Annotated in this window: 19 protein-coding genes; 9 read left to right on the top strand and 10 right to left on the bottom strand. The window is 67.9% G+C overall.

What is annotated here, in order from left to right; all coding sequences use genetic code 11:
- Positions 1-143: 143 nt before the first annotated feature.
- Together FRCN3DRAFT_RS0228130 and FRCN3DRAFT_RS0228125 are read right to left on the bottom strand one after the other, a co-directional pair.
- The gene (locus FRCN3DRAFT_RS0228130) at positions 144-1,790 is read right to left on the bottom strand and encodes a tyrosine-type recombinase/integrase (protein ID WP_007514916.1); all 1,647 of its coding nucleotides are present in this window, start codon (positions 1,788-1,790) and stop codon (positions 144-146) included.
- A complete protein-coding gene (locus FRCN3DRAFT_RS0228125; protein WP_007514915.1) occupies positions 1,787-2,077 on the bottom strand; it encodes a helix-turn-helix transcriptional regulator in 291 nt (96 codons plus the stop codon). The genes FRCN3DRAFT_RS0228130 and FRCN3DRAFT_RS0228125 overlap by 4 nt, the downstream gene beginning before the upstream one ends.
- 373 nt (positions 2,078-2,450) lie before the next feature.
- Here FRCN3DRAFT_RS0228125 and FRCN3DRAFT_RS0228120 point away from each other — a divergent pair, with 373 nt between their 5' ends.
- On the top strand, positions 2,451-3,551 hold the full coding sequence (locus tag FRCN3DRAFT_RS0228120) for a coiled-coil domain-containing protein (protein ID WP_198536045.1): 1,101 nt from the start codon (positions 2,451-2,453) through the stop codon (positions 3,549-3,551).
- A 235-nt stretch (positions 3,552-3,786) separates the two neighbouring features.
- Here FRCN3DRAFT_RS0228120 and FRCN3DRAFT_RS0228115 read toward each other — a convergent pair whose 3' ends face one another.
- Entirely contained in the window at positions 3,787-4,341 is a 555-nt protein-coding gene (locus FRCN3DRAFT_RS0228115; RefSeq protein ID WP_007514913.1) for a non-canonical purine NTP pyrophosphatase, read from the bottom strand.
- Positions 4,342-4,467: 126 nt separating this feature from the next.
- Entirely contained in the window at positions 4,468-4,818 is a 351-nt protein-coding gene (locus tag FRCN3DRAFT_RS0228110) for a MazG nucleotide pyrophosphohydrolase domain-containing protein (RefSeq protein ID WP_007514912.1), read from the bottom strand.
- A 62-nt stretch (positions 4,819-4,880) separates the two neighbouring features.
- Between FRCN3DRAFT_RS0228110 and FRCN3DRAFT_RS0228105 the strand changes: the two genes are divergently transcribed.
- Positions 4,881-5,621, top strand: a complete 741-nt coding sequence (locus FRCN3DRAFT_RS0228105; protein WP_007514911.1) for a 2'-5' RNA ligase family protein — start codon at positions 4,881-4,883, stop codon at positions 5,619-5,621.
- 102 nt (positions 5,622-5,723) lie between these two features.
- Here the strand turns inward: FRCN3DRAFT_RS0228105 and FRCN3DRAFT_RS0228100 are convergent, their stop codons facing one another.
- Together FRCN3DRAFT_RS0228100 and FRCN3DRAFT_RS57235 are read right to left on the bottom strand one after the other, a co-directional pair.
- Positions 5,724-6,038 (bottom strand): 4a-hydroxytetrahydrobiopterin dehydratase, encoded by a 315-nt coding sequence (locus FRCN3DRAFT_RS0228100; protein WP_007514910.1) that lies wholly within the window; start codon positions 6,036-6,038, stop codon positions 5,724-5,726.
- 2 nt (positions 6,039-6,040) lie between these two features.
- Positions 6,041-7,204, bottom strand: a complete 1,164-nt coding sequence (locus FRCN3DRAFT_RS57235) for a helix-turn-helix domain-containing protein (protein WP_158072960.1) — start codon at positions 7,202-7,204, stop codon at positions 6,041-6,043.
- Positions 7,205-7,341: 137 nt separating this feature from the next.
- On the opposite strand from FRCN3DRAFT_RS57235, the gene fxlM reads away from it, so the two are divergent.
- The 4 genes from fxlM (at position 7,342) to FRCN3DRAFT_RS0228075 (ending at position 10,730) form a co-directional block, all read left to right on the top strand.
- Complete coding sequence (fxlM, locus tag FRCN3DRAFT_RS0228090) at positions 7,342-8,565, top strand: methyltransferase, FxLD system (RefSeq protein ID WP_007514908.1); 1,224 nt, start codon at positions 7,342-7,344, stop codon at positions 8,563-8,565.
- 14 nt (positions 8,566-8,579) lie between these two features.
- Complete coding sequence (locus FRCN3DRAFT_RS0228085; protein ID WP_007514906.1) at positions 8,580-9,692, top strand: radical SAM protein; 1,113 nt, start codon at positions 8,580-8,582, stop codon at positions 9,690-9,692.
- Between the two features lie 4 nt (positions 9,693-9,696).
- Complete coding sequence (locus FRCN3DRAFT_RS55420; RefSeq protein WP_007514905.1) at positions 9,697-9,840, top strand: hypothetical protein; 144 nt, start codon at positions 9,697-9,699, stop codon at positions 9,838-9,840.
- An 89-nt stretch (positions 9,841-9,929) separates the two neighbouring features.
- The gene (locus FRCN3DRAFT_RS0228075; protein WP_232794319.1) at positions 9,930-10,730 is read left to right on the top strand and encodes a phosphotransferase; all 801 of its coding nucleotides are present in this window, start codon (positions 9,930-9,932) and stop codon (positions 10,728-10,730) included.
- Between the two features lie 119 nt (positions 10,731-10,849).
- Here the strand turns inward: FRCN3DRAFT_RS0228075 and FRCN3DRAFT_RS51965 are convergent, their stop codons facing one another.
- Positions 10,850-12,424 (bottom strand): restriction endonuclease, encoded by a 1,575-nt coding sequence (locus FRCN3DRAFT_RS51965; protein ID WP_007514902.1) that lies wholly within the window; start codon positions 12,422-12,424, stop codon positions 10,850-10,852.
- Between the two features lie 333 nt (positions 12,425-12,757).
- Positions 12,758-14,122: an NsdA family TPR-like regulatory protein gene (locus FRCN3DRAFT_RS46740; protein ID WP_007514901.1), complete on the bottom strand. Its 1,365-nt coding sequence runs from the start codon at positions 14,120-14,122 to the stop codon at positions 12,758-12,760.
- 351 nt (positions 14,123-14,473) lie between these two features.
- Between FRCN3DRAFT_RS46740 and FRCN3DRAFT_RS56605 the strand changes: the two genes are divergently transcribed.
- Together FRCN3DRAFT_RS56605 and FRCN3DRAFT_RS57495 are read left to right on the top strand one after the other, a co-directional pair.
- The gene (locus FRCN3DRAFT_RS56605) at positions 14,474-14,962 is read left to right on the top strand and encodes a hypothetical protein (protein ID WP_232794177.1); all 489 of its coding nucleotides are present in this window, start codon (positions 14,474-14,476) and stop codon (positions 14,960-14,962) included.
- Entirely contained in the window at positions 14,959-15,519 is a 561-nt protein-coding gene (locus tag FRCN3DRAFT_RS57495; protein WP_007514899.1) for a helix-turn-helix domain-containing protein, read from the top strand. Before FRCN3DRAFT_RS56605 ends, FRCN3DRAFT_RS57495 begins: the two co-directional genes overlap by 4 nt.
- Before the next feature lie 402 nt (positions 15,520-15,921).
- On the opposite strand, the gene mobF is transcribed toward FRCN3DRAFT_RS57495, so the two are convergent.
- A complete protein-coding gene (gene mobF, locus FRCN3DRAFT_RS0228050; RefSeq protein ID WP_007514898.1) occupies positions 15,922-20,718 on the bottom strand; it encodes a MobF family relaxase in 4,797 nt (1,598 codons plus the stop codon).
- 334 nt (positions 20,719-21,052) lie between these two features.
- Here mobF and FRCN3DRAFT_RS57930 point away from each other — a divergent pair, with 334 nt between their 5' ends.
- Positions 21,053-22,735: a restriction endonuclease gene (locus FRCN3DRAFT_RS57930; protein WP_007514897.1), complete on the top strand. Its 1,683-nt coding sequence runs from the start codon at positions 21,053-21,055 to the stop codon at positions 22,733-22,735.
- A 374-nt stretch (positions 22,736-23,109) separates the two neighbouring features.
- On the opposite strand, the gene FRCN3DRAFT_RS51955 is transcribed toward FRCN3DRAFT_RS57930, so the two are convergent.
- Positions 23,110-24,819 carry an ATP-dependent nuclease gene (locus FRCN3DRAFT_RS51955; RefSeq protein ID WP_106410292.1) on the bottom strand — a complete coding sequence of 570 codons (1,710 nt, stop codon included), beginning with the start codon at positions 24,817-24,819 and terminating at the stop codon, positions 23,110-23,112.
- Between the last annotated feature and the right edge of the window lie 22 nt (positions 24,820-24,841).

Raw genomic sequence — 24,841 nt, 5'->3', positions numbered from 1 at the left:
AGCGTGCACGGCGTCGCGCGCGAGGGCTGGGCTGCGCCGGCGGAGACGCCGATGCGGCTGCTGGAGGTCTGGCGTGTCCAGATACAGCGGGTAGTTATGTCCCGTCAGCTGCCGAAGAGTGAACAGGCGGCGCGTTTGTCGGGTCAGAGGCCGAAATCGTCGTCGGGAAGCTCGGTGACGGGAGCAGCGTCGGTGACGCTGGGTGTCCGGTCGCGGCCGGCTAGAGGCAGCTCTGGCCGGGTGTCTGTGGACTCGGCATGGACCCGATCATGATCAGCCGGGTCGTCGCTGAGCGTGGCCGCCGGGGTCTCCGGTGGCTCGGCGTCGTCCTGCTCGGCGGCGAACGAGGCGTCGATGAGGCGGAGGGCGCGCTGTTCCTCGCCGACGATGCACTTCGCGTAGACGGTGAGAAGGACTCGGACGCTGTGCCCGGCCCATTCGGCGACCTGGGTGGGCGGCACGCCGGCGTTCAGCCAGCGCGACACCGCGGCGTGCCGCAGGTCGTAGGGTCGGCGGGCGAGCGGCGATGCGGCCTCGGCCGGGGTGAGTGCCTGCTGGCGAGCCCTGCGCCAGATGGTGAGGTAGGTCGACATCCTGACGGGGCCGCCGGTCGTCGATCGGAAGATCCGGCCATCGGGCGTTGTGCCGAATTCCTCGATGTGCCGGCGTAGCAGAGCGACCAGGTTCGGGTGGAGCGGGACAGGCCGGACTTCGCCCTTCTCGCGGTGTTTGAGCTGGCGGGCCTGGCGGGGTTTGTCGGGCTCGTCGGACCAGCGCGGGGAGATCTCGGGGTTGTTGCGTTCGAGCGCGGCCTCGCCCCAGCCGGTCTTGGGAAGTACGAGCTGGTTGATGTTCAGCTCGTTGGTCTCGCCGGGCCTGGTCGCCGCGTAGTAGATGCAGGCGAACCAGGCTTCGAGGTCGGGGCGGATCTCGGCGACCGCGGCCAGCAGCCGTTGCGCCCGGCGGTAGTCGACAACAGCCCGCCGGTCGACGACGACGATCTTGCGCGGTGGGGTCCACTGGACGCTCGGCAGCGGGTTGGTCTCAAGATCGCCGCGGGTGACAGCGAAGCTCAGGGCCTGGCTGAAGTACATGCGTCGGGAGCTGATCGTATTCGGTGCGGCCTGTTTGCCGTCCTGGCGGTGCGACAGCGCCCGCAGCGCGGCTCGGACGATGTCGGCGTTGGCGAGGTCGGCGACGGGTCGGCTGTGCGCTTCCATCCAGGCGAGCACGTTGGTCCACTGGGCCGGCGGTTCGTTCTCGACGAATCGGCCGTCCGGTCCCAGCGTGGTGCGTCTCCCGGTGAGGAACACCCAGCCGACCAGGGACTCGCGGACCAAATCGGCGAGCGAGGCCGGCGGCCGCTCGTCGAAAAGGGCAGGGGTGACGATGCCGAGCGTCGTGGCGATCGTGCGTCGAGTGCCTGGCGCCTGATGCTCGGCCCATTTCGCGTCGGCGAACTCGCGCGCCACCGTGAGCCACGTCCGCACCTGCGCCGGTACCGGCGCAGGCTTCGGCAGCGCTCGCCATTCCGAGAGCGGCAGGCCGGACTCGACGTCGAACGCTTCGCCCTTGCGGACCGAGGTCAGAATTTCGGCGCGCCGTGAGTCTGCAGCGAATTTCGACGCGAAGTTACGGGTGTTCGCGCTCGGCCGGCCGGCGACCTGCCACCGGACCTGCCAGCTTGTGCCCTTCTTCTGCGGGACCTCGCGGAGTGACCAGACCCGGACGTCGAAGGTCGTTCGGCGTTCCTCGTTGCTGGGGCTTGTCCCGACCGCGTCGCGGTTCATGGGGCGCTCGGGTCGCGGGTCAGGCGGTCGAGCCAGGCGTTCAGGTCGTCGCGGGCTACCCGGATCTGCCCGTTGGGCAGCTTGATGACCTTTGGACCGGTTCCCTTGGCCTGCCAGTCACGCCAGGTCGATCGGGGCAGCGGCGAGTCCGGACCGCCGAGCTCGGCGAGGACCTGGTCGAGGGTCAGTAGAACTCGCTGATCATTGCCTGTTGCTGATCGATCAGATCGTGGCGCCCTTGCGGGCCGGCCGGTACCGACGCCCGCGTTTGGCCGGATCGTGGTCATGGAAACGCACGTTCCGAATCGCTGTCATCGCCCCGGGCCTTCTGGACGCCATCGGGCACCGCATCGACGCCATTCGGCCCACCGCCGACGTCACCGCCACGATCACCGCGTCACCGGGGACTCACCCGAACGCCTGCGTGCACGAGCACGCCATCAGCGAGCACATCCCTGTCGGCGAGGCAATCGGGAGGCTTCAGCGATGCCCTTGGCGAGGACAGCAGGGATGTCGGGCTTCCGCACGCTGATGCCCCAGAACGCCGTGATGCCAGGAGAGGGCCAGCCACGGTGCCCGTGTTCGGCGGATCGAGCCCGGCGTAGGCGCGGCTGTGGACGACTCGGCGCCTCGGGCGATGTCCGTACATATCATCGACGAATGAACGAACGAATGGTCGAAGCGAGCCGGGAGGTATGCGCCTACCCGGGATGCGAGGAACCGGCGGCAGCACCGCCGGCGACGGGCGGGCCGGCGCCGCGGTACTGCGTGCGCGAGGATCACACGGCGCAGACCGCGTTCCGTGCCCGCCGGGCACGCAAGCCCGCCAGCGCTGCCCCGGCCGAGACAGCGGGACAGGCCGGCCGGCCGGCGAGCCTGGCCGCCGTGTCGCTGCGGGTCACGGTCGACCGTCTCGCGGAGTTGCTCGCCGAATTCGAGGCGGCAGCCGGTGCGGCCCGGGCACTGCTGGGGACCGCGACGGACCCGGAAGCGGTTGCCGCGGAACTCGCCGCGGTCCGCGCCGAGGCGCTCAAGACGGTCGCGGACGCCGAGGTCGCCCTGGCCGCCGAGCAGCAGGCCCGGCTCACCGCCGAGGACGCCGCGGCCGAGATGCAGGCCGAGCTCGAACGGGTCCGCGCGGACGCTGCGGACGCACGCCGGGAAGCCGCCGCCGCGACCGAGCGAGCCGCTCAGCAGACCCTCCGGGCGCAGGCCTCCGACGAACGCGCAGCCGAGGCGATGCGACGCGTGCAGCTCGCCGACGCCGACCGGGACGCCGCCTTCGCCGACCGCGATCAGGCCCAACGCACGGCAGAAGCGGCTGTTCACCGAGCCGAGATCGCCGAGACCGAGCGGGCGCACCTACAAACCGATCTCGATCGGACAACGGAGCGCATGACCGCCGCCGAAGCGAGCCGGGACAAGGCGAACCGGGCCCGTATGGATGCCGACCGGCAACTCCTCACGGCCCGGGAAGACGAAGCCGCCGCCCGCCAGGCCGGCGAACTCGCACAGCTACGGGCCGCCACCACCGAACAGCTCCTCGCCGCCGCCCGAGAAACCGCCGCCGCGCAGCAGGCCCGCGCCGATCAGGCCATCACCCTCCTCGACGCGGCACGCGCCGAAGCCCGCGACGCCATCGACCGCGCCGCACGGTCAGAGGCCACTCGCCAGACTGCCGAGCACGCACGCGACGATGCGCTGGCCAGCCTCGCCGCATACATCCAACGTCCCGAGCCACCAGCCGAGCAGGACTCCTGAGGATCTTGGCGTAGGTCTCCTGCCGGCGGGGCGGTCGCGGACGCGCACCTCGGAGCACACCGCGCCGGTCACCGGGCATGACACCGCTGAAAGCCGGCCGCTCCGGAACGCATCGCCGAAGGCATCGCGAGACACCAAGCCGGTCGCATCACCGGCCTATCAGGCCCGGCGGCTGGATAACTCTCGTCGCAGGATCACATGTCACCGTGCCTGTCGCGATGCGGTGTGATGCCCCTCAGGCGCCAGAGAGCCCGAGTTCGGCGCGCAGGGCGTCGACCGCGAGTCGGCGGTGGGAGACGAGATTCTTCTGCTCGCTGGACATCTCCGCAAAGGTCAGATCCCCGCCGGCGGGGATGAAGATCTCGTCGTAGCCGAAGCCGCCCGTGCCACGCCGTTCCGTGGCGAGCGTGCCCTGGAGGGTGCCGGTGACAACCCGGATGCCGTTCGCGTCGGCGTAGCCGAGGGCGGCGGTGACGGTCGCGGCCCGGTCAGCCAGGCCGGCGGCCATGTCGAGGATGCCCTGGGTACCGACTGAGCCGAGGAACCAGGCGACGAGCGCGCCGGGCAGGCCATTCCAGGCGTTCACCGTCAGGCCGGTGTCATCGACGAGTACGGGGCCGTGCACCTTGGCGTAGGCGTCGGCGACCTTCCGTTCGACGACGGCCGTAACGTCGAGGGACTGGATCTCGATCAGGTCCTGCTTGACGGCCTGCACGTCGATGCCCAGGAGGGTGGCGTACTCGGCGGCCTTGCCTTCGTTCCCTGTGATCAACAGGACGTTTTCGATCATCTGGCTATTCCTCTGGAGAAGTGGAGGCGGTGCCGAGATGAGACCGGCACGGAGCGAGGACACTTCGGACCTGGGGTTATCCGGCCGGCTGACAGCTTGACGGCTGGCGCGGACAGTCCGGCGTCGTCACGAGCCTGCCGTGGAGGCCTCCCGTGGCGTGGCGGGCCAGGTACGGGTCTCGTTGTGGGCTTCTTTCGCCCGGATGGCGTCGGTGAGGTCGATGCCGAGGCGGTTGGCGATCGAGCAGGCGAAGATGAGGACGTCGACGAGTTCCTCGTCGACGCTGCCGATCAGCTCGCCCGTCAAAGTGCGTTGCCCGTTGTTCTTGCGAACGGCGCGGGCGAGTTCGCCCGCCTCCTCCAGAAGGCGCCAGGTCTGCTCGTAGACGGATTGGTCGCTGAAACCTCGTTCGACTTCCATCGCGGCGACGTAGCGCTGCAGGTCGGCGAGGCTGGCCTCGGCGGCGAGGGGATGCACGCGCGTCCTTTTGTCCGTCTGGCGGTTAGGCAGCTGGTTTCAAGGTAGGCGGGCGAGTTGCCGTGGTCGTGAACGCCGACACATTCTATGTCTCGGCAGGTAAGAATTGCCGGGTGACGGAATATGCGGATATGGCTTCCGAGGTCGCCGAGGACTGGGATCGGTTCGCGAGGCTCAGTCGGCTTGTTGATCATTGGGACCGTCCCGGCTGGACACCGGGCCGCCGCTCCTACCACTGGATGCTGACCTTTGAAGAAGCCCCGGAGCTGCACGCCCTTGCGGCGCGCTGCCAGGAGCGGCTTCACCTGTCCGTTCTTGACCCGGTCCCGGCCGACGGGTTGCACCTCACGCTGCAACGCCTCGCGTTCACTGACCAGATCACCCTGGCTGACCTCGACGCGGCCGTCCTGGAGACACATCGGCGCCTCGCGTCCTTCTCTGCTTTCACGCTGACGGTCGGTCCACTGGCGGGGTCGCCGGGTGCCGTCCGTTTCAGCGTCCAGCCGTGGAAGCCAGTTATCGCGGTCCGCGAGGCTGTTCTCGACGTCACGGGCGTCGTACTCGGCCCTTCTCGGCTCGCCGCCGGGTCTGCCGGGTTTCGGCCACACATCGGCATCGCCTACAGCAACGGGGCCAACGAGGCCCAGCCGATCGTCTCCGAAGTAGCGAGGCTACGCCGCCTGCCCCCGGCGACGGTCCGAGTGGACGCTGTCGCGCTGGTTGAGCTACGCCGTGCAGGCAGGTCCTATCACTGGGACATCATCACCCGAGTTCCGCTCGCATTTAGTGGCCCGGATGGATAGGCCTACCGCTCAGCCTGCGGGCCTGCTGTCCGCCGATCCTGGCGAACGGCTCCCTCTTGGCCACCAGCTGAGAATCGTTGGGACTCAGGGCGTTCTGCTGAGTTAGATGGGCGAAGCGCCGTGGGCGGTGGCGATGGCGTCGATGCGAGTGGCGAGGTCGAAGTCGGCGGCGGTGAGGCGGTGGCCGGCGTCGTGGGTGGTGATGGCGAAGCGGATGGTGTCCCAGCGTAGGTCGATGTCGGCGTGGTGGCCGATGAGGCGTTCGACGTCGGCGACGTGGACGATCAGTGCGACGGAGCCGTGGTAACGGAGCCGGAACGTGCGGGTGATTTCGTCGCCGGTCCGGGTCCAGCCGGGATGGTCCGCGAGCTGGGTGGTGATCTCGTCGTCGGTGAGCAGGGCAGGCACGTCGGACATGGTCACGCCTCCGTTGCGGCGAGGACCTCGGCGAGGTCGGTGGCGATGCGGGCATCTTTCCATGGCCGCATGCCGTGGCGGAGGGCGGTGAGTTCTCGTCGTAGCCGTGCGGATCCGGTCTCGGCGGCGATGGGGACGACCTGGCGGGCGAGGTGGACAGCCTGGTCGGGTTGGCCTGCCTGGGCGCAGGCGGTGGCGAAGCGGGTGAGGTAGACGCCGTGGTCGCGGCGGGCGGTGCTTGGGATGTCCATGAGGAGTTGCGCCCAGAGTGCTGCGGCTTCGTGGGCGAGACCGAGGCGGCCGTAGCAGGTGGCGCGTTGGATCTGAAGGTATCCGGGGGTGCGGCGGCAGGCGTTGCCCCAGGGCAGGTCGTCGTCGAGGCGGTCGGTGAGGGTGTTCGCGGTGTCGAGCAGGGTGTCGACGGTGACGCGGTCGCCAAGTAGCGAAGCGCCGTGTGCCCGCTGCTGCAACGTCATGAGTCGGACCTTGGGCGTGAGGGTGTCGCTCGTGGCGAGGGCGGCGTCGCACAGATCGAGTACGCCCGCGCCGTCGCCGAGGTCGGTGCGGACCGACGCGTGGTTGATCAGCGCGTAGGCGGTGAGGTGCGGGTCGCGGGAGCGCAGGGCGAACTCCTGGGCGATGCCGCGCCAGAAGGCTGAGGCGGCGAGGTCGCCAGCGTCCTGGTAGAGCCAGCCGACGAGGGCGGCGTAGGCGGTGCCGATACGCAGGAGGTCTCGGCGGATGTCCGCGGCGGCGGCGCGGGCCAGCCGGTCGATGAGTTCGAACTGGGTCGCGACGATGCGGATGAGGTCGCGCGGGCCGAGCAACATGTCGGCCCGGTAGTGCCCTTCGAGCTGGGATTCGAAGTAGCCGGTCACCGCCGGATCGACGGATCGGGCGGTGACCGGCCCCGCTGCCAGGGCGGGGCTGGCGACGGACGTGCTGATGTCCGTGGCGTCTGCGGCTGGGGGTCTGCCCGCGAGTTCGACGAGTTCGCCGCCGGCGTTCAGCGTCTTGTCGAGCGCCGCGGCGATGCGCAGGCTGGGGAAGCTGCGGCCGCTTTCGAGTGTCGAGATGTGGGATTTTCCGCAGTGCGCCCGGCGGGCCAGTTCACGGATTGGTAGTTCGCCTCGCCAGCGGCGCAGGGCCTCGCCGAAGGTCTCCATTCCGCCATCATCCCGGCGATGCGCCACGGCCACCATCGCGACGGGTGTCCGTTGGTGTCCGCGGACAGCGCCGGACAGCGAACTCCTTCCTCTCGGCAATCCCCGGCGGAACCATGCCAGTGGAAGGGAGGACGTGCATGGCTGGAATGGCTGAGAGCGTCGATGTCCTGGATGACGAGCAAGGGGCGGGGGAGGCCCGCAGGGCGTTGGTTGGCAAGCTACTCGCGGACGGGATGATCACAACGCCTGTGGTGGAGGCGGCTTTCCGCGCGGTGCCGCGGCATCTGTTCGCCCCGGAGGTGTCGCTGGAGGCCGCGTACGCCGATCACATCGTGCGGACGAAGCTGGACGATCAAGGGGTGACGCTCAGCTCGGTGTCCGCTCCCTGGCTGCAGGCCAGGATGCTCGAGTCTGCCCGCGTCGGCCCGGGAATGCGTTGCCTGGAAATTGGCTCCGGCGGATACAACGCGGCGCTGACGGCCGAGCTCGTCGGCCCGGCCGGCGCCGTGACGACCGTGGACATCGACGCGGATGTGACCGACCGTGCCCGCCGCTGCCTGGCCGCCGCGGGCTACGACCAGGTGCGGGTCGTCCTCGCCGACGCCGAGGACGGCCTACCGACGTCGGCCCGTTACGACGTCGTCCTGGTCACCGCCCAGGCCTGGGACGTACCACCCGCGTGGACCGACCAGCTGGTCGAAGGTGGGCGGCTGGTCGTGCCGTTGCGACTGCGCGGGCTCAACCGCACCGTCACCTTCGAGTTCCGCGGCGACCGGTTGGAGAGCACGTCGGTGCTGTACTCCGGGTTTGTCCCGATGCGCGGAACCAGCGCACACGACAAACCGACCCTGGCGCTTGACGGCGAACGGATCACGCTCGTCTTCGACGACGACCTTCCCGACAATCCCGACCAGCTGGCAGGTGTTCTGGGCACGCCCCGGGTTGATGTCGACACGGGGGTGATCTTTCCGAATCGGGTGTCGTTCGAGACGTTGCAGTTGTGGCTGGCGACCGCCTTCGACGGCTACTGCCACCTCACCGTCGACAAAGAGAAGACGACCGGCCTGATTCCGCCACCGGTCGGCATGGGCCACGCCGCGGTCGACGGCACCACCCTCGCCTACCTCGGTGGGCACAAGATCGACCACGACTGGTTCCGGTTCGAAGTCCATGGCTTCGGCCCGCAGGCCGCCACGCTCGCAGAGGAGTTCGCCGCACAGGTCCGCCACTGGAACGACATCCACCGCGACGGACCCGGTCCCCGCGTCACCCTGCACCCGAGAAACACCCAGGACAGCCAGCTACCCGCAGGCCGCGTGATCGACAGGCGGCACAGTCGCATCGTGCTGTCCTGGCCATAGACGGAGGAAGCCGGATGCACGAGGTCATCGCGAGCCCGTTCTTGGGCAATTTCCTTCTCGTCCGCCCCGGTTCCCGGCGGGGCTTCAAAGCTCCGCGACAGCAGTACGCCGAACTCGCGGAGGCGTCTGCGGGTGGCCTGATCTGCCCGGACTGGCTGGCGGTCGCCGCCCGTCAGACCTGGCAGGTCGACCTGGGCGGCCGACGCGTCCGCGACGCGGTACTCGTCCGGCGGGAGACCGCCTACGGCTTCGGCCGGGCCTCCTACGAGCTGAACCTCGGCTGCAACTACGACTGCGAGCACTGCTACCTCGGCCTGAAAAGATTCGAGGGTCTCGCCTGGCCGGACCGGGAACGGATGCTGCACATGCTGCGGGACGCCGGGGTGCTCTGGCTGCAGCTGACCGGCGGCGAGCCACTGATAGACAAACTGTTCCCGGACGTCTACCGGCTCGCGAGCGAGCTGGGCATGATGCTCACGATCTCCACCAACGGATTCAGGCTCGCGAACCCCGCCATCCTCGACCTGTTCACCTCGGCGCGGCCCTACGAGATCGTCGTCAGCGTCTACGGCGCGACCGAGACGAGCTACGACGGCCTGACCCGCCGCCCAGGCTCCTTCCGCAAGTTCCGCCAAGGCATTGCCGCCGCGCATGAAGCCGGTCTGCCGCTGCACCTCAACCTGATCGTCGCCCGGCACAACGCCGACGAGGTCGACGAGATGCGCGCCTTGGCGGAGGGCTACGAGCTGCCGTTCGATGAGTACACGAACATCTCCCCGACGATCTACGGCGGCGCCGAGACACTGCCCGCGCAGTCCAGTGCCCATCTGCGGGCACGCAAGCCGTTCACCGGCTGCAACGCCGGCCACACGTTCTTCCACGTCGACCCGCACGGCAAGGCGTCGATCTGCAAGGTCGGCCGCGATCCGCACGTCGACCTGCTGACCGAGGGCGTCGACGGGCTCGTCCGCCTCGGCGGCATCGCCGACGGCCTGCTGGCCCGTCAGGGCGGCTGTTCGGGCTGCACGCTCAGCGGCACCTGCGGTACCTGCATGCCGCTCGTGACGCTCTACCGCAAGGCGGCGGCATCCCCGTCCGCCTACTGCCAGCACACCGAAGGGAGGTGACACCATGACGGCCGTGATGGTCGAACTCGGACCACGTCCCGCCACTGTCGACGAGGACAGCACCGAGCTGCAGCTCGTCGAGGACCTGGACGTACTGTCCGCGTCGGACATGTGCAGCTGCAGCGCGGGCGACAACAACCCCTACTAGAGACGATCAACCGGCCCGCCCGGGCGCCCGTCCGCGCCGCCCGGGCGGGCCGAACCATGCGAACCGAGAGGGATCCAACAACGGTGTCGATGGCGCGAATCGGCTGGGCTGACCTGCCTGACGAGGTCCAGACCGCGGTCGAGGACAAGATCGGGCCCGTACTTGCCCACGCCTCGGTGGCGGGCGGAGTGAACTCCGCGGTCGCCGCGACCCTGCACACTGCCGCCGGCCCGGTCTTCGTCAAGGGCATCCCGCTGGACCATCCGCAGATCGGCTCGCAGCGGCGCGAACGAGACATCAACCCGACCGTTCGCACCCTCTCCCCACGGCTGCTGTGGGACCTCGAAACCGCAGGCTGGAGCCTGCTCTGCTTCGAACACGCCCCTGGGCGCCACGCCGACTACACGCCTGGATCGGCCGACCTCCCGCGGGTCGCGGCTCTCCTGAACGACCTCGCAGCCCTTCCCTGCCCGCAGGTTCCGACGATCAAGACCGTCGAGCAACGCTGGTCCGCCTACGTGCCGCCGACGCAGCGCCACCACCTGCGCGGCACCCACCTGCTCCACACCGACTTCGCCCCGGACAACATCCTCATCAGCGCCGACCGGACGCTGCTCCTCGACTGGGCCTGGCCCACCATCGGCCCCGCCTGGGCCGACCCCGCCGCACTCCTCATCAGGCTCATCGACGCCGGCCACTTGGCCGCCGCTGCGGACGCCTGGGGCCGCGAACAGTTCTCCAGCTGGCGCGACGCGCGCGCGGAGGCTGTCACCGCCTTCACCGGAGCACTTGCCCAGATGTGGACGGAGATCGCCGAAACAGACCCCCAGCCCTGGAAACAGAGCATGGCGTCCGCCGCCCGCCGGCTCGCCGACCGCCGCGCGAACTGACGCGCGATGGACGACAAGTCGACCCGTGGGGCCGCGCCGGAATTGCCTCGACTGTGCGGCACTGACGCCCTCGCCGCGGTAGCAGCCCGTTTACCTGCACCGACGCGGCAGCGTAGAGGCTACGGGTTGGGACGAGGACGAGGGCGGTTTGGAATACCGATTAGAACGTCCTTGCCGAGATATTCCTTGATCAGGTAGATCAGCCTCTCTCCGTCGATCAGCTCCATGCGGCCATGGTCGCGCGCCTTGTCCCAGCAGTTCGAAGTAAACCAGGATGTGGTGATTAGTATTCCCCACCCAGCCTTCTTTTCTTCCATGGCACCGGCAAGTTCGCGTACGTGGCTGACTCCGATCACTTTGCTGTAGTGCTTTGCCTGGACTATCGTTAGGCCACCCATGAGGGCGCGACGCTGAACTATCACAGCATCCACGCCATCATCGTTGCTCTGCTGTGTAGTCCAGCCTTCAGCTCCCTGCGCCTCAAATATTTGTCTCACGAGATGTTCGAAATTGGTGTACGACATGTCCATCAGGTCTGGGCGAGAGTCGAGAGTCGAGACTGCATCCAGCCCTTCGACGAAAGAAAACTTGGTCAGATCGAAGTCGATGATCGGTTCGATCGGCTCAAGTTCGTATGGATGATTTGAAACGATTGCGCGAAGGTGGCGAACGCATTTTTCCGCCGTGACGTTGCGGAGATTGTCGTCGCGAGGAAACGCGGATCTCCCGACGTTCAAGCTGATGAAGCACGGGTACTCTTGCACGCCTGTTGCGGGATTTATCACATGGGCATGCCCATTGAACCCTATAGAATTTAGCGACGGATCAGAGTCGAAGAGGTCTCGCAAGCAGAGCAGCGCCGTCTGGCTGACTGCGCCTCGGTATATGTCGGCTACATCAGACTTGCTTCGCTGGGTCTCGCGTTCTTCATCCTTGGTTGGCAGGTACTTATACGCGGCCACGGTCGGAACGACAGTTGGTGGAGGTAATTCGAACCTGATTACTGCTTGTTCCGCGCGCCGACTGAAGGATACTTCCGCGTTTCGGGGGAAATTGCCTGGGAGTGGCGCCTCTCGCAGTACGCGCAGCAGGTATCTTTCGACGCTGGCCGGCTCTCGCTCGCTGAGCTCCTGCATGTACTTGTTGAGCGCGGCGTTGTGCTTCGAAACCTCGGCTCGTTCGCTCGTAAGCTGTGCGGCGTACTCGACTTGAGCGGCATTTACTTGTATCAATCGCGCTTCTTCGGCTTGCTTGGCTCGGCGTTCGGCCTCTTCGAACTTCTGCTTGGATTCGGCCGTTCGACGCTCATAGCGGGCCGCTCCACCAGCCATGCGAGAAAGCGCCGATGGTTCGGCCGGCTTGAAATCCTCCCAGCGCGGCTGAGGCACGGGCTGAGCGATGCCTCCGAGCTTGAGCGGCTCTACCTTCAGCGTTCGTCGATCTCGTTCTAGGTCGATCCGGGCGGAACGGTCGAGGCCGCGGCGCAGAAATTCGCGGAGTTCGTCAACCGTCTCGTTCAGACGCACGTTTTTCTGCGCGACCTTCGCGGCACGCTGTTCCCGGCGAGCCTGCTCGCGCTCTTTTGTGGCGTTCGCCCTGGCGCGGATTTGCTCCTTGCGCTGGCGCTCCGCGTCTCTCGCGGCAGCCTGCTGGCGTCGCTGCCAGTCCGACGGACCCCCGTGACTTGGTGTCATTGGCCACCCTTACGCTAGGTAACGGAGCCAATTCTAGCGAGATCCACGGGTCCAGATGCCTCCTTTCCACAGATCCACGATGGGCCGCGGTCGGTCCCACGACTAGGTCGTCGCGTGCCACGCGGCGGTGCCGACCTGGGGAACACGGCCGGTCCAAGGCCCGCTACGATCTTGATTTCGGGTCGGCCGCCGACGCTCTTTGCCATACCGTCCACGCTGCATCGATCCTGTGGTATCTCACAGCCGATGGCGTTCGCGTGCGGGGCGCGATTCTTTGCTTACCAGCGAGTCCGGGCAGCCGTCGCAGCACGGGGGCTGCCGCGTCTGAAGGTTTCAGATCACCGAAGTCGAGGGCAGAGCGCGCGGGCCGGCAGGCAGTTGGGCTGCGAGGTTGCATACAACCGAGAGGCGAGACCAGTCCGGGTTGGCAGTCAGGTGGCGATAGATCGCTGCGGCGCGGTATGTGGTGCGCGGATGACTGTTGCCGGCTGCCGCACGCAGGGCAGCCTGAACGGCTGTAGCGGCCCGCTCGGGGTCTGGTGTCTGGCGGCGCAGGAAGGCGCGGGCGAGTGCGAGTTGTGTGCCGGCCTGCTGGACGAACCGGCCTGTACCGGCGAGCAGCGTGAGCGAGCGAAGTCCGTGACGCTCGGCGTCTTCGCCCCTGCCCACGTAGCCGAGGGTAACGGCGCTGAAGGCTTCATAGGTCTCCTCGTCACCTGGTTCGGGGCCGGGGAGGAATGGGCCGGTCCAGATGTTGTCGTGCATGGTTCGCAGTGCTTGGAGGGCTCCCTCGGTGTCGCCGGTCTGGGCGAGCGAGCGGGCCACAGAACTGGCGAGGGTGGGCACGACATAAGGGTGGGCGCCGGGCAGGGTTCGGCCGGCGAGGGTCGCGGCCGCCGCGAAGTCGCCGGCGAAGAACGCCACTGCGGAACGCATCACCGCGACCGAGCCGGCGAGCAGAGTGTCGCCGACAGCGTGGGCGTGCTGGGCGGCCAGCACGAGGAACGTGAGTGCGGTTTTGTTGTCGCCCATGTCGAAGGCGAGTTGGCCGCGGTAGTAGGCGTATTGACCGGCGACGAGTTCGAGGTCGGTGCGGGTGGGGCCGGTGATCCGGGTGTCGAGGAGGGCTTCGGCGTCGGTCCAGGCGCGTTCGATTGGGGCGACGAGGTCGGCGTGTGGGGTGAGCGCGTAGCGGGTGGTCAGCTCGTGGATGCCGTGCTGCAGTTGCGCGAGGGTGAGCGGGTCGGGGGTAGCCGCGGCGATCGCGCGGGAGATCCGCGCGGCCTGCTCTGTTGGGCTGGCGACGGCGGCGGTGCCTGTAAGCAGTACGCCGGCGGACAGGACATCTCGGCGACGCGTCGGACTCACCTCTTCCAGCGGTGCCGGCGGGACGTTCTCATCGTCACCCGGGTCGCCCGATAGGTCACGGTCCGGCGTGGCTGTCGGTGGATTCAACAGGCTCGCGGCGTCGAGGCTGAACATCGCTTCCAGGACGCGGCACGACGCCGGGTGCGGCTGGGAGGGAAGGCGGCCGGATAGCCAGCGGGTGGCTTGGCGGTGACTGATCGCGTGGTCGCGGCGGTCCGGGCCGGAGTGGCGGCCGGCGCGGTTGAACTCGCGGACGAAGTCGTCGACGGTCCAGTGCCGTTCGCGTAGAAGCTCGGCGAGACGGGTTCTGGGGGCGGGCGGCTGGGTCATGCCGCGCCTCCTCGGTATCGGGCGGATCCGGACATCTCCAGGATCGGGATGTTCGGACGTCCTGTCACGGCTCCGCTGCGCGGCGTGTCGAAACGTCGCCAAGTCGGCGTACTGATGTCCCTGGAAAGGCACTCGGACGTCTCCAAGACGGCAGGCCGAAGGTCGTCGTCCGCATGACTACGTCAGGGTCGACCTGGCGTCGGATGGCCGGCGGGCAGGAGTCGCTGGGAAGGGCGCGGGCCGGGTGCGGCGACGGTGACGGTGCGGGCCTGCCGTCGGCCGGCGTCGATCCCTGGCGGCGGGCCCGGCCAGGCTCGCTGGCGCGGGAACGGGAGGTCCCCGATGCAGGTGATGATCGATGTGGACGGCGGGCCAGGCGGCCTGGCCACGGTGGACCTGAAGCCGTTCCCGTTGCCGGCGCGGCCGGGGGTGGTCTGCGACCGGCTGCCCGAGATAGAGCCGGCCTTCGTGGCCTCGCATCCGTTCCCGGCGGAGTCGGCGGCGCGGTCGCTGGCGGCAATGGGCGGCGAGCGGGTGCTGGTGGCGTGTCCGCCGCTGGTCTCGCCGGGGCTGACGAGGTTGGCGCTCGCGGTGGGTCGGCTGCTCGCCGGCGCGCGGGAGGCGGGCCGGCTTGGTCCGGTGCCGGTCGTGGTCAGCGGGGTTCGGCCGCGGTGCGCGTGGCAGGCCGGCGAGATCATTCTGCCGCACCTGATCACGGTCGTGACGCCGCAGGCGGCGCAGTTGCGGGTCGTGTGGGAGCTGACAGACCGTTTTCGGGTCGCAAGCATGCGGTCCGCTGCTGTCCCTGCCGATGCCTTGCCAGCGGCGGTGGCCGCGTGACGCCGGCCCCGGCGGGCGTGGCCGTCCGAGAGCTGGCCGCTGACGTGCCCGGCGGTGAGGACTGGGCCGCGGTCGCTGCGGAGCTCAACAAGCGGATGGCGGCCCGCCGGATGAGCCAACAACGGCTGGCCGAGGTGTCGGGGATCTCGGTGGCGACGATCCGTCTCCTTCAGCGCGGGGCTGGCGGCCGTCGCGCCCGTACTGACACCCTGGCCGCTTTGTCCCGGGCGTTGGACTGGCCGGGCGACCAGCTCTTGAAGGTCCTCCTCAGTGAGCAGCCCGCCGCTGAGACCGCCGTGTCCGGCGTCGAAAGTGAGGGGTGTCTGTTCGGGGTGGTGAGCTTCGCCGACCCCGGCCGCACGCGGGCGTTGGCGGTGCATCTGCCGTTCGAGTCGCCCGCCGCTGCTCGTGCGTACGCGCTTCGCCGAGGCTTGGCGCACAGCCTCGTCAGCCCGTTGGCGTTCGACACCACCGTCAACCTGGCCATCGATGGTGGCGACGGGCGTGCCGACGCGACCGAGGCCGCCGTCGGGATGGTCGTGGCGCGCGCAGGCTGACGCGGCGTGCTGGGCTGGCCGTTCGTTCGGCGCTTCGGTGCCGGCCGACGGGCAACCGTGCCATCTCCAGGTCTGCGATGTCCCTGACGATGTCCCGCGCGATGCGTGCACCAGCACGAATACGGCGCGGTGTCATTCGCGATGTCCCCGGCGATGCCATCCGCGATGACAGCGGGCAGCCCAAGTCTCGGGGTTTCAGGTACCCGCGTTCCCGGCTCCGGGCCGCGCGCGTATCGCCCGGTGAGCGAGTGACAACCTCGCTCAGCCTGGGCTCGGGCCGGCTGTGCTGATGGCAGCGGACGGCATCTTGAAACGATCGTCCGCCAGGTCATCCAGGAGGCAGACCTCGCAGTTGATTCGCCGTCCGCCGGCCGGGGCCAGTGGCGCTGGTTCGAGGGCTTGTCAGATGGTCAGCTGCCCGTCGCGCAGGCTGGCGACGTCGCAGGCTTCGTCGTAGTCAGCGGCAGCTGTGGAGTCGGCAGGCCGGTCGCCGAGGGCGTAGCGGGCGGGATCGGCCGCGTGTGGAGCGGCGGGAGCTCCGTAGGGCAGGCCAGCGAGGCGGTGGCGGTAGCGCTCGACCCGGCTGGCCGCCTGATCCCAGGTCTCTGCGTCCGGGCCGGTGGGGCGGGGGCCGAGCAGTGCGGTCAGGTAGCGGGCGGGTTCGGTCTTGGCACGGGCCATCGCGTCGACGGCTTGGCGGTCGAGCGCCGCGTCGAGCCGCGCGAGCCGTGCCGTTTGCTCGAATCGCTCCGGGGCTGGGGAGTCTGGCGCGAAGACGGCAACGCCGTCCGAAGTGATGGTCACCGGGACACTCACGGCCGCGGCGAGCGCGTGGGTGAGGGTGTGGCGCTCGGCGGTGAGATCCATTGTCGGCCTGGTCGCGAGGTGGTTGGTCTCGGCGAGAGCGAGCAGGTCGGTGACCTCGTTCCATTCCTCCTGCGCGGTGCGCGGTGCGGGCAGGTCGTACAGGGACGGGTCGATGCCGGTCTGCTGACAGAGGTCGCTGACACGCCTCTCGAGAACGGGCGCGCCGGCCCGGATCCCGTCAAGAGAGTCAGCGCGAAGTGCGTCAGCCAGCGCGGTGGGTGGATGTCCGGCGTCGAGGAGGGCGTGCAGCCCGGCGATGGCGCGTGCTCGGGGAACGGCCTGGCCAGGGCCGGCGAATCGAGCCCGGATCGCGGCGGGGAGGGCAGCGGCCCAGTCGTCGGCGAGCCGGGTTGCCTGCGCGCGATGCCGTAGCCAGGGATCGCGCGCCTGGTCGTCGGCGTGGCTGCCGGGCGGCGGCCCGGCCAGATGCGCGGGAGCTGTGGGCTGATGGCGGGCGCGGTAGATCGTGAGAGCGGCGACGGCGTCGTCCCAGACGGCTTGGTCCGGGCCGGCTTCCAGGCGGGGGCCGATCCGCGCGACCAGGCCGGCGGGCGGGTCCGCGAGCGCGGCGCTGCGTAGCGCCGCTTCCGCGCCCAGCTCGGCGCGGCGCAGCAGCACCTGGCGCGGAACGTCAGCCGGGCCCGCCGCGGTCGCCGGGCCTTCGGGCGTCGGCGCGTCCGGCGCGGACCGCGGGTCCGGCGCGGCGCGCATCGGCGCGAACGGCGCGACGGGCGCTGTCGGCTTGGTGCTGCTCGGCGCGTTGCGCGCGCCGCTCGCGCCAGACACCTCGCCCATGCCGGTCGCCGCTGACTCGGGCCCGTCCTGGCCGTGACCGGGCAGGGCGCCGAGGCGCAGGGCGGTGAGCTCCGCGAGAGCGTGGTGGCGGGACAGCTGGTGCGCGGCAGCCGCGATCGGGTCACGCGCGCCGGCCGGTCGTTCCTGTTCGGATCGGTCGAGCCGGTCCGCGAGCCGGTCGAGTGGATCTCCGGTCGCGCTGGGTTCGGCGGGTAGCCAGGTTTCGTCGTCGTCGCGAGCGTCGAGGTCGTCGCGGCGCAGTACGTAGGCCGCGACGTCGCTGCGGGCGCGCGACAGCATGACGTACAGGCCGGCGCGGCTGGTGTCGTCGGGGACGATGGCGCGGGCGGTGTCCATCGTGGCGCCCTGGGCCTTCGCGGCGGTGAGTGCATAGGCGTGGGCGAGGCCGCCGTCGCGGCCGTCGGCGAACTGGTGCGTGAGGTACTCCCACGGGACCTGGACCGTGCCCTTGCTCGGGAAGTACACCGTGACCGACTGCGCCGCCGGGTGATCCGGATCGTTGTGGACGGCGGTGACGGTCCCGGTCGTTCCGGTCCGGATGTACGCCGAGCCGGGTCGGCCGTCGGGTACCAGGGTGTGGCCGGTCTGGGTGAGGGTCACGACCTCGTCGGCGGCCTGGAAGTCCCTCCCCGCCACGGTCAGCACCGGTCCGGTGAGTGTTCCGTCGGCGGCGAGCAGCGCGCGGGCCGCCTGGTTGAGCATCTCGACGTCCCGGTGCCGCTCGGCCATCATCCGCGCCGCCGCCGGACCGGAAGCGCGCCCGCGCCGGCCCGACCGGGGCGCGCCGTGCCCAGGCATCGGCGTGGCTCCGCCAGCGTTCGCGCCGACGGCGCCGCTGCGGCTCGCGGCCGCCGCCAGATCCGCGCTGTTCGCGTTGCCGGCCGCGCCGCGGTCGGCGCGAACGGCGCGGCTGTGTTGGCGGCGTTCGGTGTACCAGTCGGCAACGGCCTGCGCGAGCAGCGCGTCCGGGTCGTCGACGAGACGGATCTTGCCATCGGCGGCGAGCCGCTCCAGGGCCACGCGGGTGCCTGCCGCGGTGTCGGCGCGTAGCGCGCCGAGCGCGGCGCGCACCGCGGTGAGGTCCGCGCCGGCCTGCCGGCGCACGGTCGTCAACGTCGGCACGTCGGCTGTCTGGGCGACGAGGTGAGCGAACCAGCCGCCGGCAGCGACCGAACCGAGCTGCGCCGGATCACCGAGCAGGATGACCACCGTCCCCGTCCGGCTGGCGAAGTGAAGAAGCCGTTCGGCGTCGCGGGTCCCGACCTGGGTCGCCTCATCGACGATCAGCACCGAGCCCGGCGGCCACACCGTGGCCGGGTCGTCGACATGGGCGAGCTTCTCCAGCCAGCTCGCCACGACCCGCGCCGGGATCCCGATCCGCTCGGCCAGCTCTTCGGCCTGCCGCCCGCCGTGCGCGGTCGCGAAGATCTGCCGCCCCGTGGCCCGCACGATGCGGGTCAGCAGCCGCATCGCCTCGGTCTTCCCCGTGCCGGCCGCACCGACCGCCAGTCGCACCAGGTCCTCACCGACCAGCAGCCGGCGCACCAGCGCCACCTGCTCGCCCGACAGGAGCGGCTCCGCGTCGCCGTGCGCGTCGGCGCCTTGGAAGCCGGGCGTCGCGGCGCGGACAGGAGCGCCCTCCACGCTGGCTCGGCCCCTACCCGGGCCTCTCGCAGCGGTTGCGCCGACGGCCGCAAGGTGAGCAGTGAGCGTGCGCCGGTCCACGAGCCTGCGCGGGGCCGCGCCAAACGCGACCTGGCCGGCGCGGACCAGTCCGGAGAGCCGCTCCTCCGCGGCGAGCAGTCCTTCGACCGTGTAGATCGGCTCTGGTTCCTGCCGGCGGCGCTGGCCGGGTGCGGCGTCGACAAGCACGACGACGCGGGGATCGGCGAGGAATCGGTCGGTCAGCCGCTCGACCGCCGCCGCATCCAACCTGTCCCCGCCCCATTCGGAGACCCGGCGCACCACATCTCGGCGCACGAACGCCGTCGTCTTCTCGGTCATCCCCGTCGGTCCGGCGAGCAGATCGAAAAGCCCGGCCACGTCGGCGTCGCCGACCGGCTGAGGGCGGTGAAATCCCGGCCTGGCCAGAGCGCGGACCTCGTCGACGCTCCACCCAGCGGCCGTTAGCTTCTCAACCTGGAGCGCGCGGACCGCGGCGTCAGCGACTACGCGCTTCGGCGCCCGCGACTCCCGCTGCGCTACCGACTTCGTCGCCCCCGACGGCTCCAACCCGCCGGCCACGAGCTGCGCGAACTCCTCCTCGACCTCCCGGTGCCGCGTCGAGAACGCCGCCAACAGGTCGACCGGGAAGTCAGCCAGCTCCGCCACACCGTTCCGCACTGGCCCCCACTGGAGCCCGCGCCGCGCTGACAACTCGTGGCGCAGCACCGCCGCGCCGACGAAGCCGGCCGTCCGGACGTGCGCGAGGAGCACCTCCCCGTCGACCGCCCGCCAGTCCCAGCCCGTCACCACCCGACCGGCGTTGGGTCCCTGCCGCTCGCCGCCGGGCCCGGCCGGATCGGAGGGGACCGCCAGCGCGTTGATCACAATGTTGTGGACATGCAGATGTGCCTCGACGGCCCGCGACACGTCGTGCAGGTACGACGCCACCGCCAGGCCGAACGCCCGCTGGTTCCGCCCGCCGACCATGCCGAACGCCGCATGGCGCTCCAGGTAGCCGATGGTCGCGTCGACCGCCGCGTTCAACGCCGCCGCCACGTCCGCACGCAACGCCTCATCGCCGAACGCCCACAGCAGCGAGACCGACTTCGGCGCCGCGCAGACCACGTCGTACCCGAGCACCGTCGCCCGCGGCACCCGCGCCGCACACCACCGCTCCAGCACATCCCGCCGCACCCGCCAACGACCGTCCGCGCCGCGTATGCCCGACGGCTGATCGTTTCCCGGTGACCTGGCTTCACCTTCAGCCTCCTCGTGCATCTCGCTCGTCCACGGGTCGCTGTCGTCCGCGGGTCGCTCGTGATCAGCTCTGAACGGCGTCTGCCTGGCAGCCGTGCCTCCGGTGCGGTCCGATCGGTCGGGCGCGGCGTCGGCCTCGGAACCACGGCTCACGAGCGAACGCAGGTGGCTCACGCTCACCCCGGCCACTGCCGCCGCCTCGACCAATGTCAGCAGATCATCGCCGTGGCCGGATCCGGCGGCGCTTTCCCTGCCCGGAGAATCCGACGACGCTTCGGACTTGTTGACGACGAGGCCCGCATGCCGGGCACGCGCTGCCGGATCAGGCCCGGTCAACAACGGCCGGTTGGTCACGGCGTGCCTGCCTTGCAGGAGCCGACCGAGCGCCTCACCGGACACCTGGCCCCGGAGACCTACCAACTCCGCCAAGCGTCCGCGGGCCTGGCCGAGCGCTTGGTCCGGGCTGTAGTAGCCCGCCAGACCCGCCTCGGCCGCCTGCCCGCCCTGCACATAGGCGACGATCGCGCCCGCTGCCCTCCCGAGATCCTCGGGAACCCGTATCCGCTTCCGCAGAACTCGGGGCGTCGCGATCACCGCTGGTCCCGAACAGCAGCGGCGCGACGACACGAACGGAACAGACAGGCGACGACGAGAAGACGGCAGGACACGGAAGCTCCGAAGGCCGACGGACACCGGCCCGATCCCCACAAGGCACCGAGCAGCGATCACCGTCAGCTTGGAAACGCCGAACATCGCGCCTGACACCGCCAAGGCCCTTCCGCCGCGGGCGACAAACGCACTGGGCTCGGCACAGGCCGGCAGCGCGGTCGGGACATCCTCATCAGCTCGCCACCTCGACGACCCTGAAGGAGAGCCCCGAACCGACGCGCTCGGTCTAGCATCCGGCCACCCCGCTGCGAGGGCACAGATGGAACCGGTGGCTACGCCACCGGTTCCTAGGGCCGCCACTCGCCGCCGAGTCACGGCAGTCAGGCCCAGACCTCGGCGCCGGCTGCGGACAGGTCGGCTCTGCGCCCGCTGTAGCTCGCCACCAGGTCCGCTGCTACCAGGGCGTCGGCGCCGCCTATGCCGCAGGCCTGCCGAATTTCTCGATTTGGGATCAAGTGTCGCGCCGCGCGACGGCTGCGCGCGGCCCTGGCGGGCCGTGCTCGCCGGCGCGTCGTGCCCGATCGCCATGCCATCGCAACCCGCATCGATCCTCACGTCATGCAAGTTTGTCGGACCCACATGGCACCATTGGCCCGTGTCGCAGAACGCGAATCTAGCAAGCCCGGAGCCACCAAAAGATCTACTTTCGCGAGCGGAGATCGAAACTCGACGCCACGACTGGGCCAGGTTCTATATCAAGGACCATCGCACGCGACGTCTAATTTCTGGGATCGGAGCTTTTATCCTGGCCGTCCCGGTAGCCATTCTTCTAGTGGCGAGAGTCGGCGTCCTCTATGGGAGCACGGCCGCCTTAGGCCCAATCGCCTTGACTGAAATAGCCAGGGAAACAAATCGCCTGGGTTTCACGTATCCACGTGCTTGGATATCAGCGTGGATCTTTGCTCTATTCGATGGCCTCTTTCTCCTGCTGACTCAACTCTCGGACGGTGAAGCCCTTCGCGGCTCCCTCCTATTGGTCGCAGCCATATCGGCCATGGCAACAATCTCAATCGGACACTTCATCCCGTCGAATGTCGAACTTGAAGGTAAACTCCCCCCACTTCCATCCGACTCTTCGAGCGACTACGTCCCTGAGGGCGTCGAATGGCCTCTGGCCATAATTACTCCAGAGGACGCGGAGCGAGTATCCGCATCCTGGCTCCAAAAGTTCGGCTATCGCGACGCCGTCGTTACACCCCGCGGAACCGATGACGGGATCGATGTCTGGTCAGCGGGTGCAGTGGCTCAGACCAAATTCTGGACCCGAAATAGAGTGGGAATTCCGGAGGTGCAGCGCCTCGTTGGTTCGTCTGAGCCGGGGCAGCGCCGAATATTTTTTTCCACATCCGGGTATACGAAGCCGGCACTTCGCTGGTCGTCCGATTCCGACCACCAGGTCGCCCTCTTTACGCTTTACCTGAACGGGCACATCAAGGCTCAAAACTACTTTGCCCGAGACCTTATATGGTCGACACCGATAAACACTCCAGTCGCGCTTCGAAAGCCCCTCAAGCTATCCACAAAAATAATCTTCACCTCTCTTTCTGCGATCTACCCCTTGGCCGGATGCGCGCTCCTTGTTGCAGCTTTCCTCGTTCCTCAAACAGTACAGATGGTATTTCTGTTGGCAATCTCTGCCATATCGTTCATCCTCCCTCTAGCGATAGTTAACGCGCTCCTCTCGGCCGACTTTCGGCGTCTCGTGAAGGCACTTCGTGGGTCCACATCAGGGTCCGCATGGCCTGGTTGGCGCCAAATATTCACCGACGAAACCCTGACGAGCACTAATCTATTACCCTCGGATCTGTATTTTGGGGCCGGAAACTTCTTTTTCAATCGAGTGTACCGACATTCCCGAAAGTTGGTAGCCCATAAACGCCTGTGGTCGCGACGAATTGCCGCCAAAAGATACAGGAACCGTGACTCGGCACACCAAATTTAAGCCGTGAGTCTTGGACGAGCACGCCGCGCCGCTTCCACTCCTCGGCGCTGGCACGCGCTTGCGGTACAAGTCAGCTTGCCACCGAAGATCGTCGACGATCTTTTCGAGGCGAGGGGATCTGACAGCCAAGTTGACAGCCGAGCCGACGGACATCGGTGAACGTTCATGGACACTGGTGGACGTGACGGCCGAGGTAACCGGACTCCCTGGACGGCCGTGGATCTGCGTGGATGATTCAGATGAAACTACAGAACAAATGGCCCGCAGGAACAGGCTGCCGCTACCGAGCAAATCGGCATTCCGACAAGCGTTGGCCACCCATGTATACAAGCAGATACCCAAACTGCGGATTCGCAACTACGCGTACCCGCACCTCAGTCTATCTTCGGACTCTTGAGAACCAGATCAGACGAGGGTGTCTGCCGTGAAAAGCGAAGCCACCAACCGGCGAAGGCGGTCGGCGCCTTGACTCGCAACTCATACTCGCCGGCGCCGAGAGAAATAACTTGCACTAGTCGCTCGTCAATGATGGCATTCGGTCCAGCTGGTGCGTCGAATTCTGCCTCTGGATCAATCCTGATCGCCTCCATCAGTTGGTGAGCGATCTTCTCTACCGCTACATTTAGAAGGAGCTCAACTTCACCCATATGGTCAAGCTTGAACGCGCACCAATCAGCCACGTCATCAATTGGGCCGGCCATTTGCGCAGCGAGACGAGCCCGTTCCGCACCTTTCTCGGTGATCCCCAGCACGTCCTCAAGGCAGCCTTGCGGGTGAATCCAGAGTCCAGCTCCGCGCCAAATTTCGATGAGCTTTGACTTCCGCGCCGAGTGGCCACCTTCGTCCTTGAGATGGGCTAGCCACTGTGCGCGGTTCTTCGGATTCGGGAGAATACTTTCTTTGTTCATCTGCTCGATGAGTGGCCGCAGTGCGGTCGAGGTCGTAGCCGGTTCGGCCGCCAAATCGCTTCCATACCGCGATCGAACGTAGCTCGAGGAATCCATTGTTCGTTGCACTTCCGGCGCGAAGAACGAGTCGAGATCGGCGATTGCTCTGACGTCGAACCCGATCGAATTTCCGATTTCAAACCAGAGGGCGACTCCCCCATTACTTCCGCACTCTGCGAGATCTGTCTGAGCGACGATCTCAGGTGATTGTGTCCTCATTAGCGCCACAGTCAATGCGGTGACGTCGTCGATACCCTCGACCAGAACTGGTCGAGGAGAGAACACCAGAGTACTCACAAGCTGAGGATAGCGTTGTAGGGAGGCTGTAACGCGCTTCGTCTGTGCTGGCAGGATACAGGATCCGAGTCGGCAGGCCGGCTTGCCCGTCGAGAAGTACCAAATTCCGTTCAAATCATCGACGCTTTTGGGCTGGATCATGCTCGGTTCATGGGTCACAACGACAGCGCGTCGTCCCGAGTTTCTGCACTCTTTCTCAAGTTCTGCGAGCCACAGTCGCACCATCGACGGATGCAAGTGTAGCTCCGGCTCATCGACTACGAGAATTCGCCAGTCTTCACCATAGGTGGCAGCAAGCAGCGTCACTAACTCTCGCAGCCCATGTCCTTCCTCTCGGAATAGCGAATACGAAGAGTTGCCGATTCGCACATGTGGATCCAAATAGCCGGACTGTTCATGTATCTCTATCGTCCGCCCGAGAGTCTTCCGAATAAATGCGGCAACTCGTAGCCACACCTCCGGCCTTTCTCTGAGGTTATAAATCTCCTCGGAGGCTACTCCAGTTCTCTTGGCGCCGACGCCGGCCTGGTGTCGTTCAGGGTCTCCAAGCGGAAGCCCCTTGAAATGGTCTTGGTTTGGCTCAATGCCATAAGTGTATGAAGTAATCGCCATCAGGCCAAGAAGTCGATCGGCTATAAGTAGCCTAGCTCCTTCGACCCGCGTCGATACGGCCCGAGCAGCGCGTGATTTGCCACTGCCATTGCGGCCCACAAAGTATGTGATTGGGCAATCCCAGGATTCCAGTCGCATGAAGGAATCGATTCCCCGGTCTGCACCCGGGAAGACGTCGTTCCAAGTAAGATCGATAGCCGGCAGGCCGGCAGTCGCGGGAGCGGTCACCGCGAAGATGTTACAGGGGGGT

This window comes from Pseudofrankia saprophytica (assembly GCF_000235425.2).
Taxonomy (GTDB): domain Bacteria; phylum Actinomycetota; class Actinomycetes; order Frankiales; family Frankiaceae; genus Pseudofrankia; species Pseudofrankia saprophytica.
The sequence above is the reverse complement of the archived record's forward strand: the minus strand, read 5'-3'. Positions and strand labels throughout refer to the sequence as shown.

Excerpts from the sequence above, each read along its gene's own strand:
- FRCN3DRAFT_RS0228130 (WP_007514916.1), bottom strand. The coding sequence starts at position 1,790 with ATGAACCGCGACGCGGTCGGGACAAGCCCCAGCAACGAGGAACGCCGA.
- FRCN3DRAFT_RS57930 (WP_007514897.1), top strand. The coding sequence starts at position 21,053 with ATGGAACCGGTGGCTACGCCACCGGTTCCTAGGGCCGCCACTCGCCGC.
- fxlM (WP_007514908.1), top strand. The coding sequence starts at position 7,342 with ATGGCTGGAATGGCTGAGAGCGTCGATGTCCTGGATGACGAGCAAGGG.
- FRCN3DRAFT_RS56605 (WP_232794177.1), top strand. The coding sequence starts at position 14,474 with ATGATCGATGTGGACGGCGGGCCAGGCGGCCTGGCCACGGTGGACCTG.
- FRCN3DRAFT_RS57235 (WP_158072960.1), bottom strand. The coding sequence starts at position 7,204 with ATGGAGACCTTCGGCGAGGCCCTGCGCCGCTGGCGAGGCGAACTACCA.
- FRCN3DRAFT_RS46740 (WP_007514901.1), bottom strand. The coding sequence starts at position 14,122 with ATGACCCAGCCGCCCGCCCCCAGAACCCGTCTCGCCGAGCTTCTACGC.
- FRCN3DRAFT_RS55420 (WP_007514905.1), top strand. The coding sequence starts at position 9,697 with ATGACGGCCGTGATGGTCGAACTCGGACCACGTCCCGCCACTGTCGAC.
- FRCN3DRAFT_RS51965 (WP_007514902.1), bottom strand. The coding sequence starts at position 12,424 with ATGACACCAAGTCACGGGGGTCCGTCGGACTGGCAGCGACGCCAGCAG.
- FRCN3DRAFT_RS0228120 (WP_198536045.1), top strand. The coding sequence starts at position 2,451 with ATGAACGAACGAATGGTCGAAGCGAGCCGGGAGGTATGCGCCTACCCG.
- FRCN3DRAFT_RS0228085 (WP_007514906.1), top strand. The coding sequence starts at position 8,580 with ATGCACGAGGTCATCGCGAGCCCGTTCTTGGGCAATTTCCTTCTCGTC.
- FRCN3DRAFT_RS0228115 (WP_007514913.1), bottom strand. The coding sequence starts at position 4,341 with ATGATCGAAAACGTCCTGTTGATCACAGGGAACGAAGGCAAGGCCGCC.
- FRCN3DRAFT_RS0228100 (WP_007514910.1), bottom strand. The coding sequence starts at position 6,038 with ATGTCCGACGTGCCTGCCCTGCTCACCGACGACGAGATCACCACCCAG.
- FRCN3DRAFT_RS0228075 (WP_232794319.1), top strand. The coding sequence starts at position 9,930 with ATGGCGCGAATCGGCTGGGCTGACCTGCCTGACGAGGTCCAGACCGCG.
- FRCN3DRAFT_RS0228125 (WP_007514915.1), bottom strand. The coding sequence starts at position 2,077 with ATGACCACGATCCGGCCAAACGCGGGCGTCGGTACCGGCCGGCCCGCA.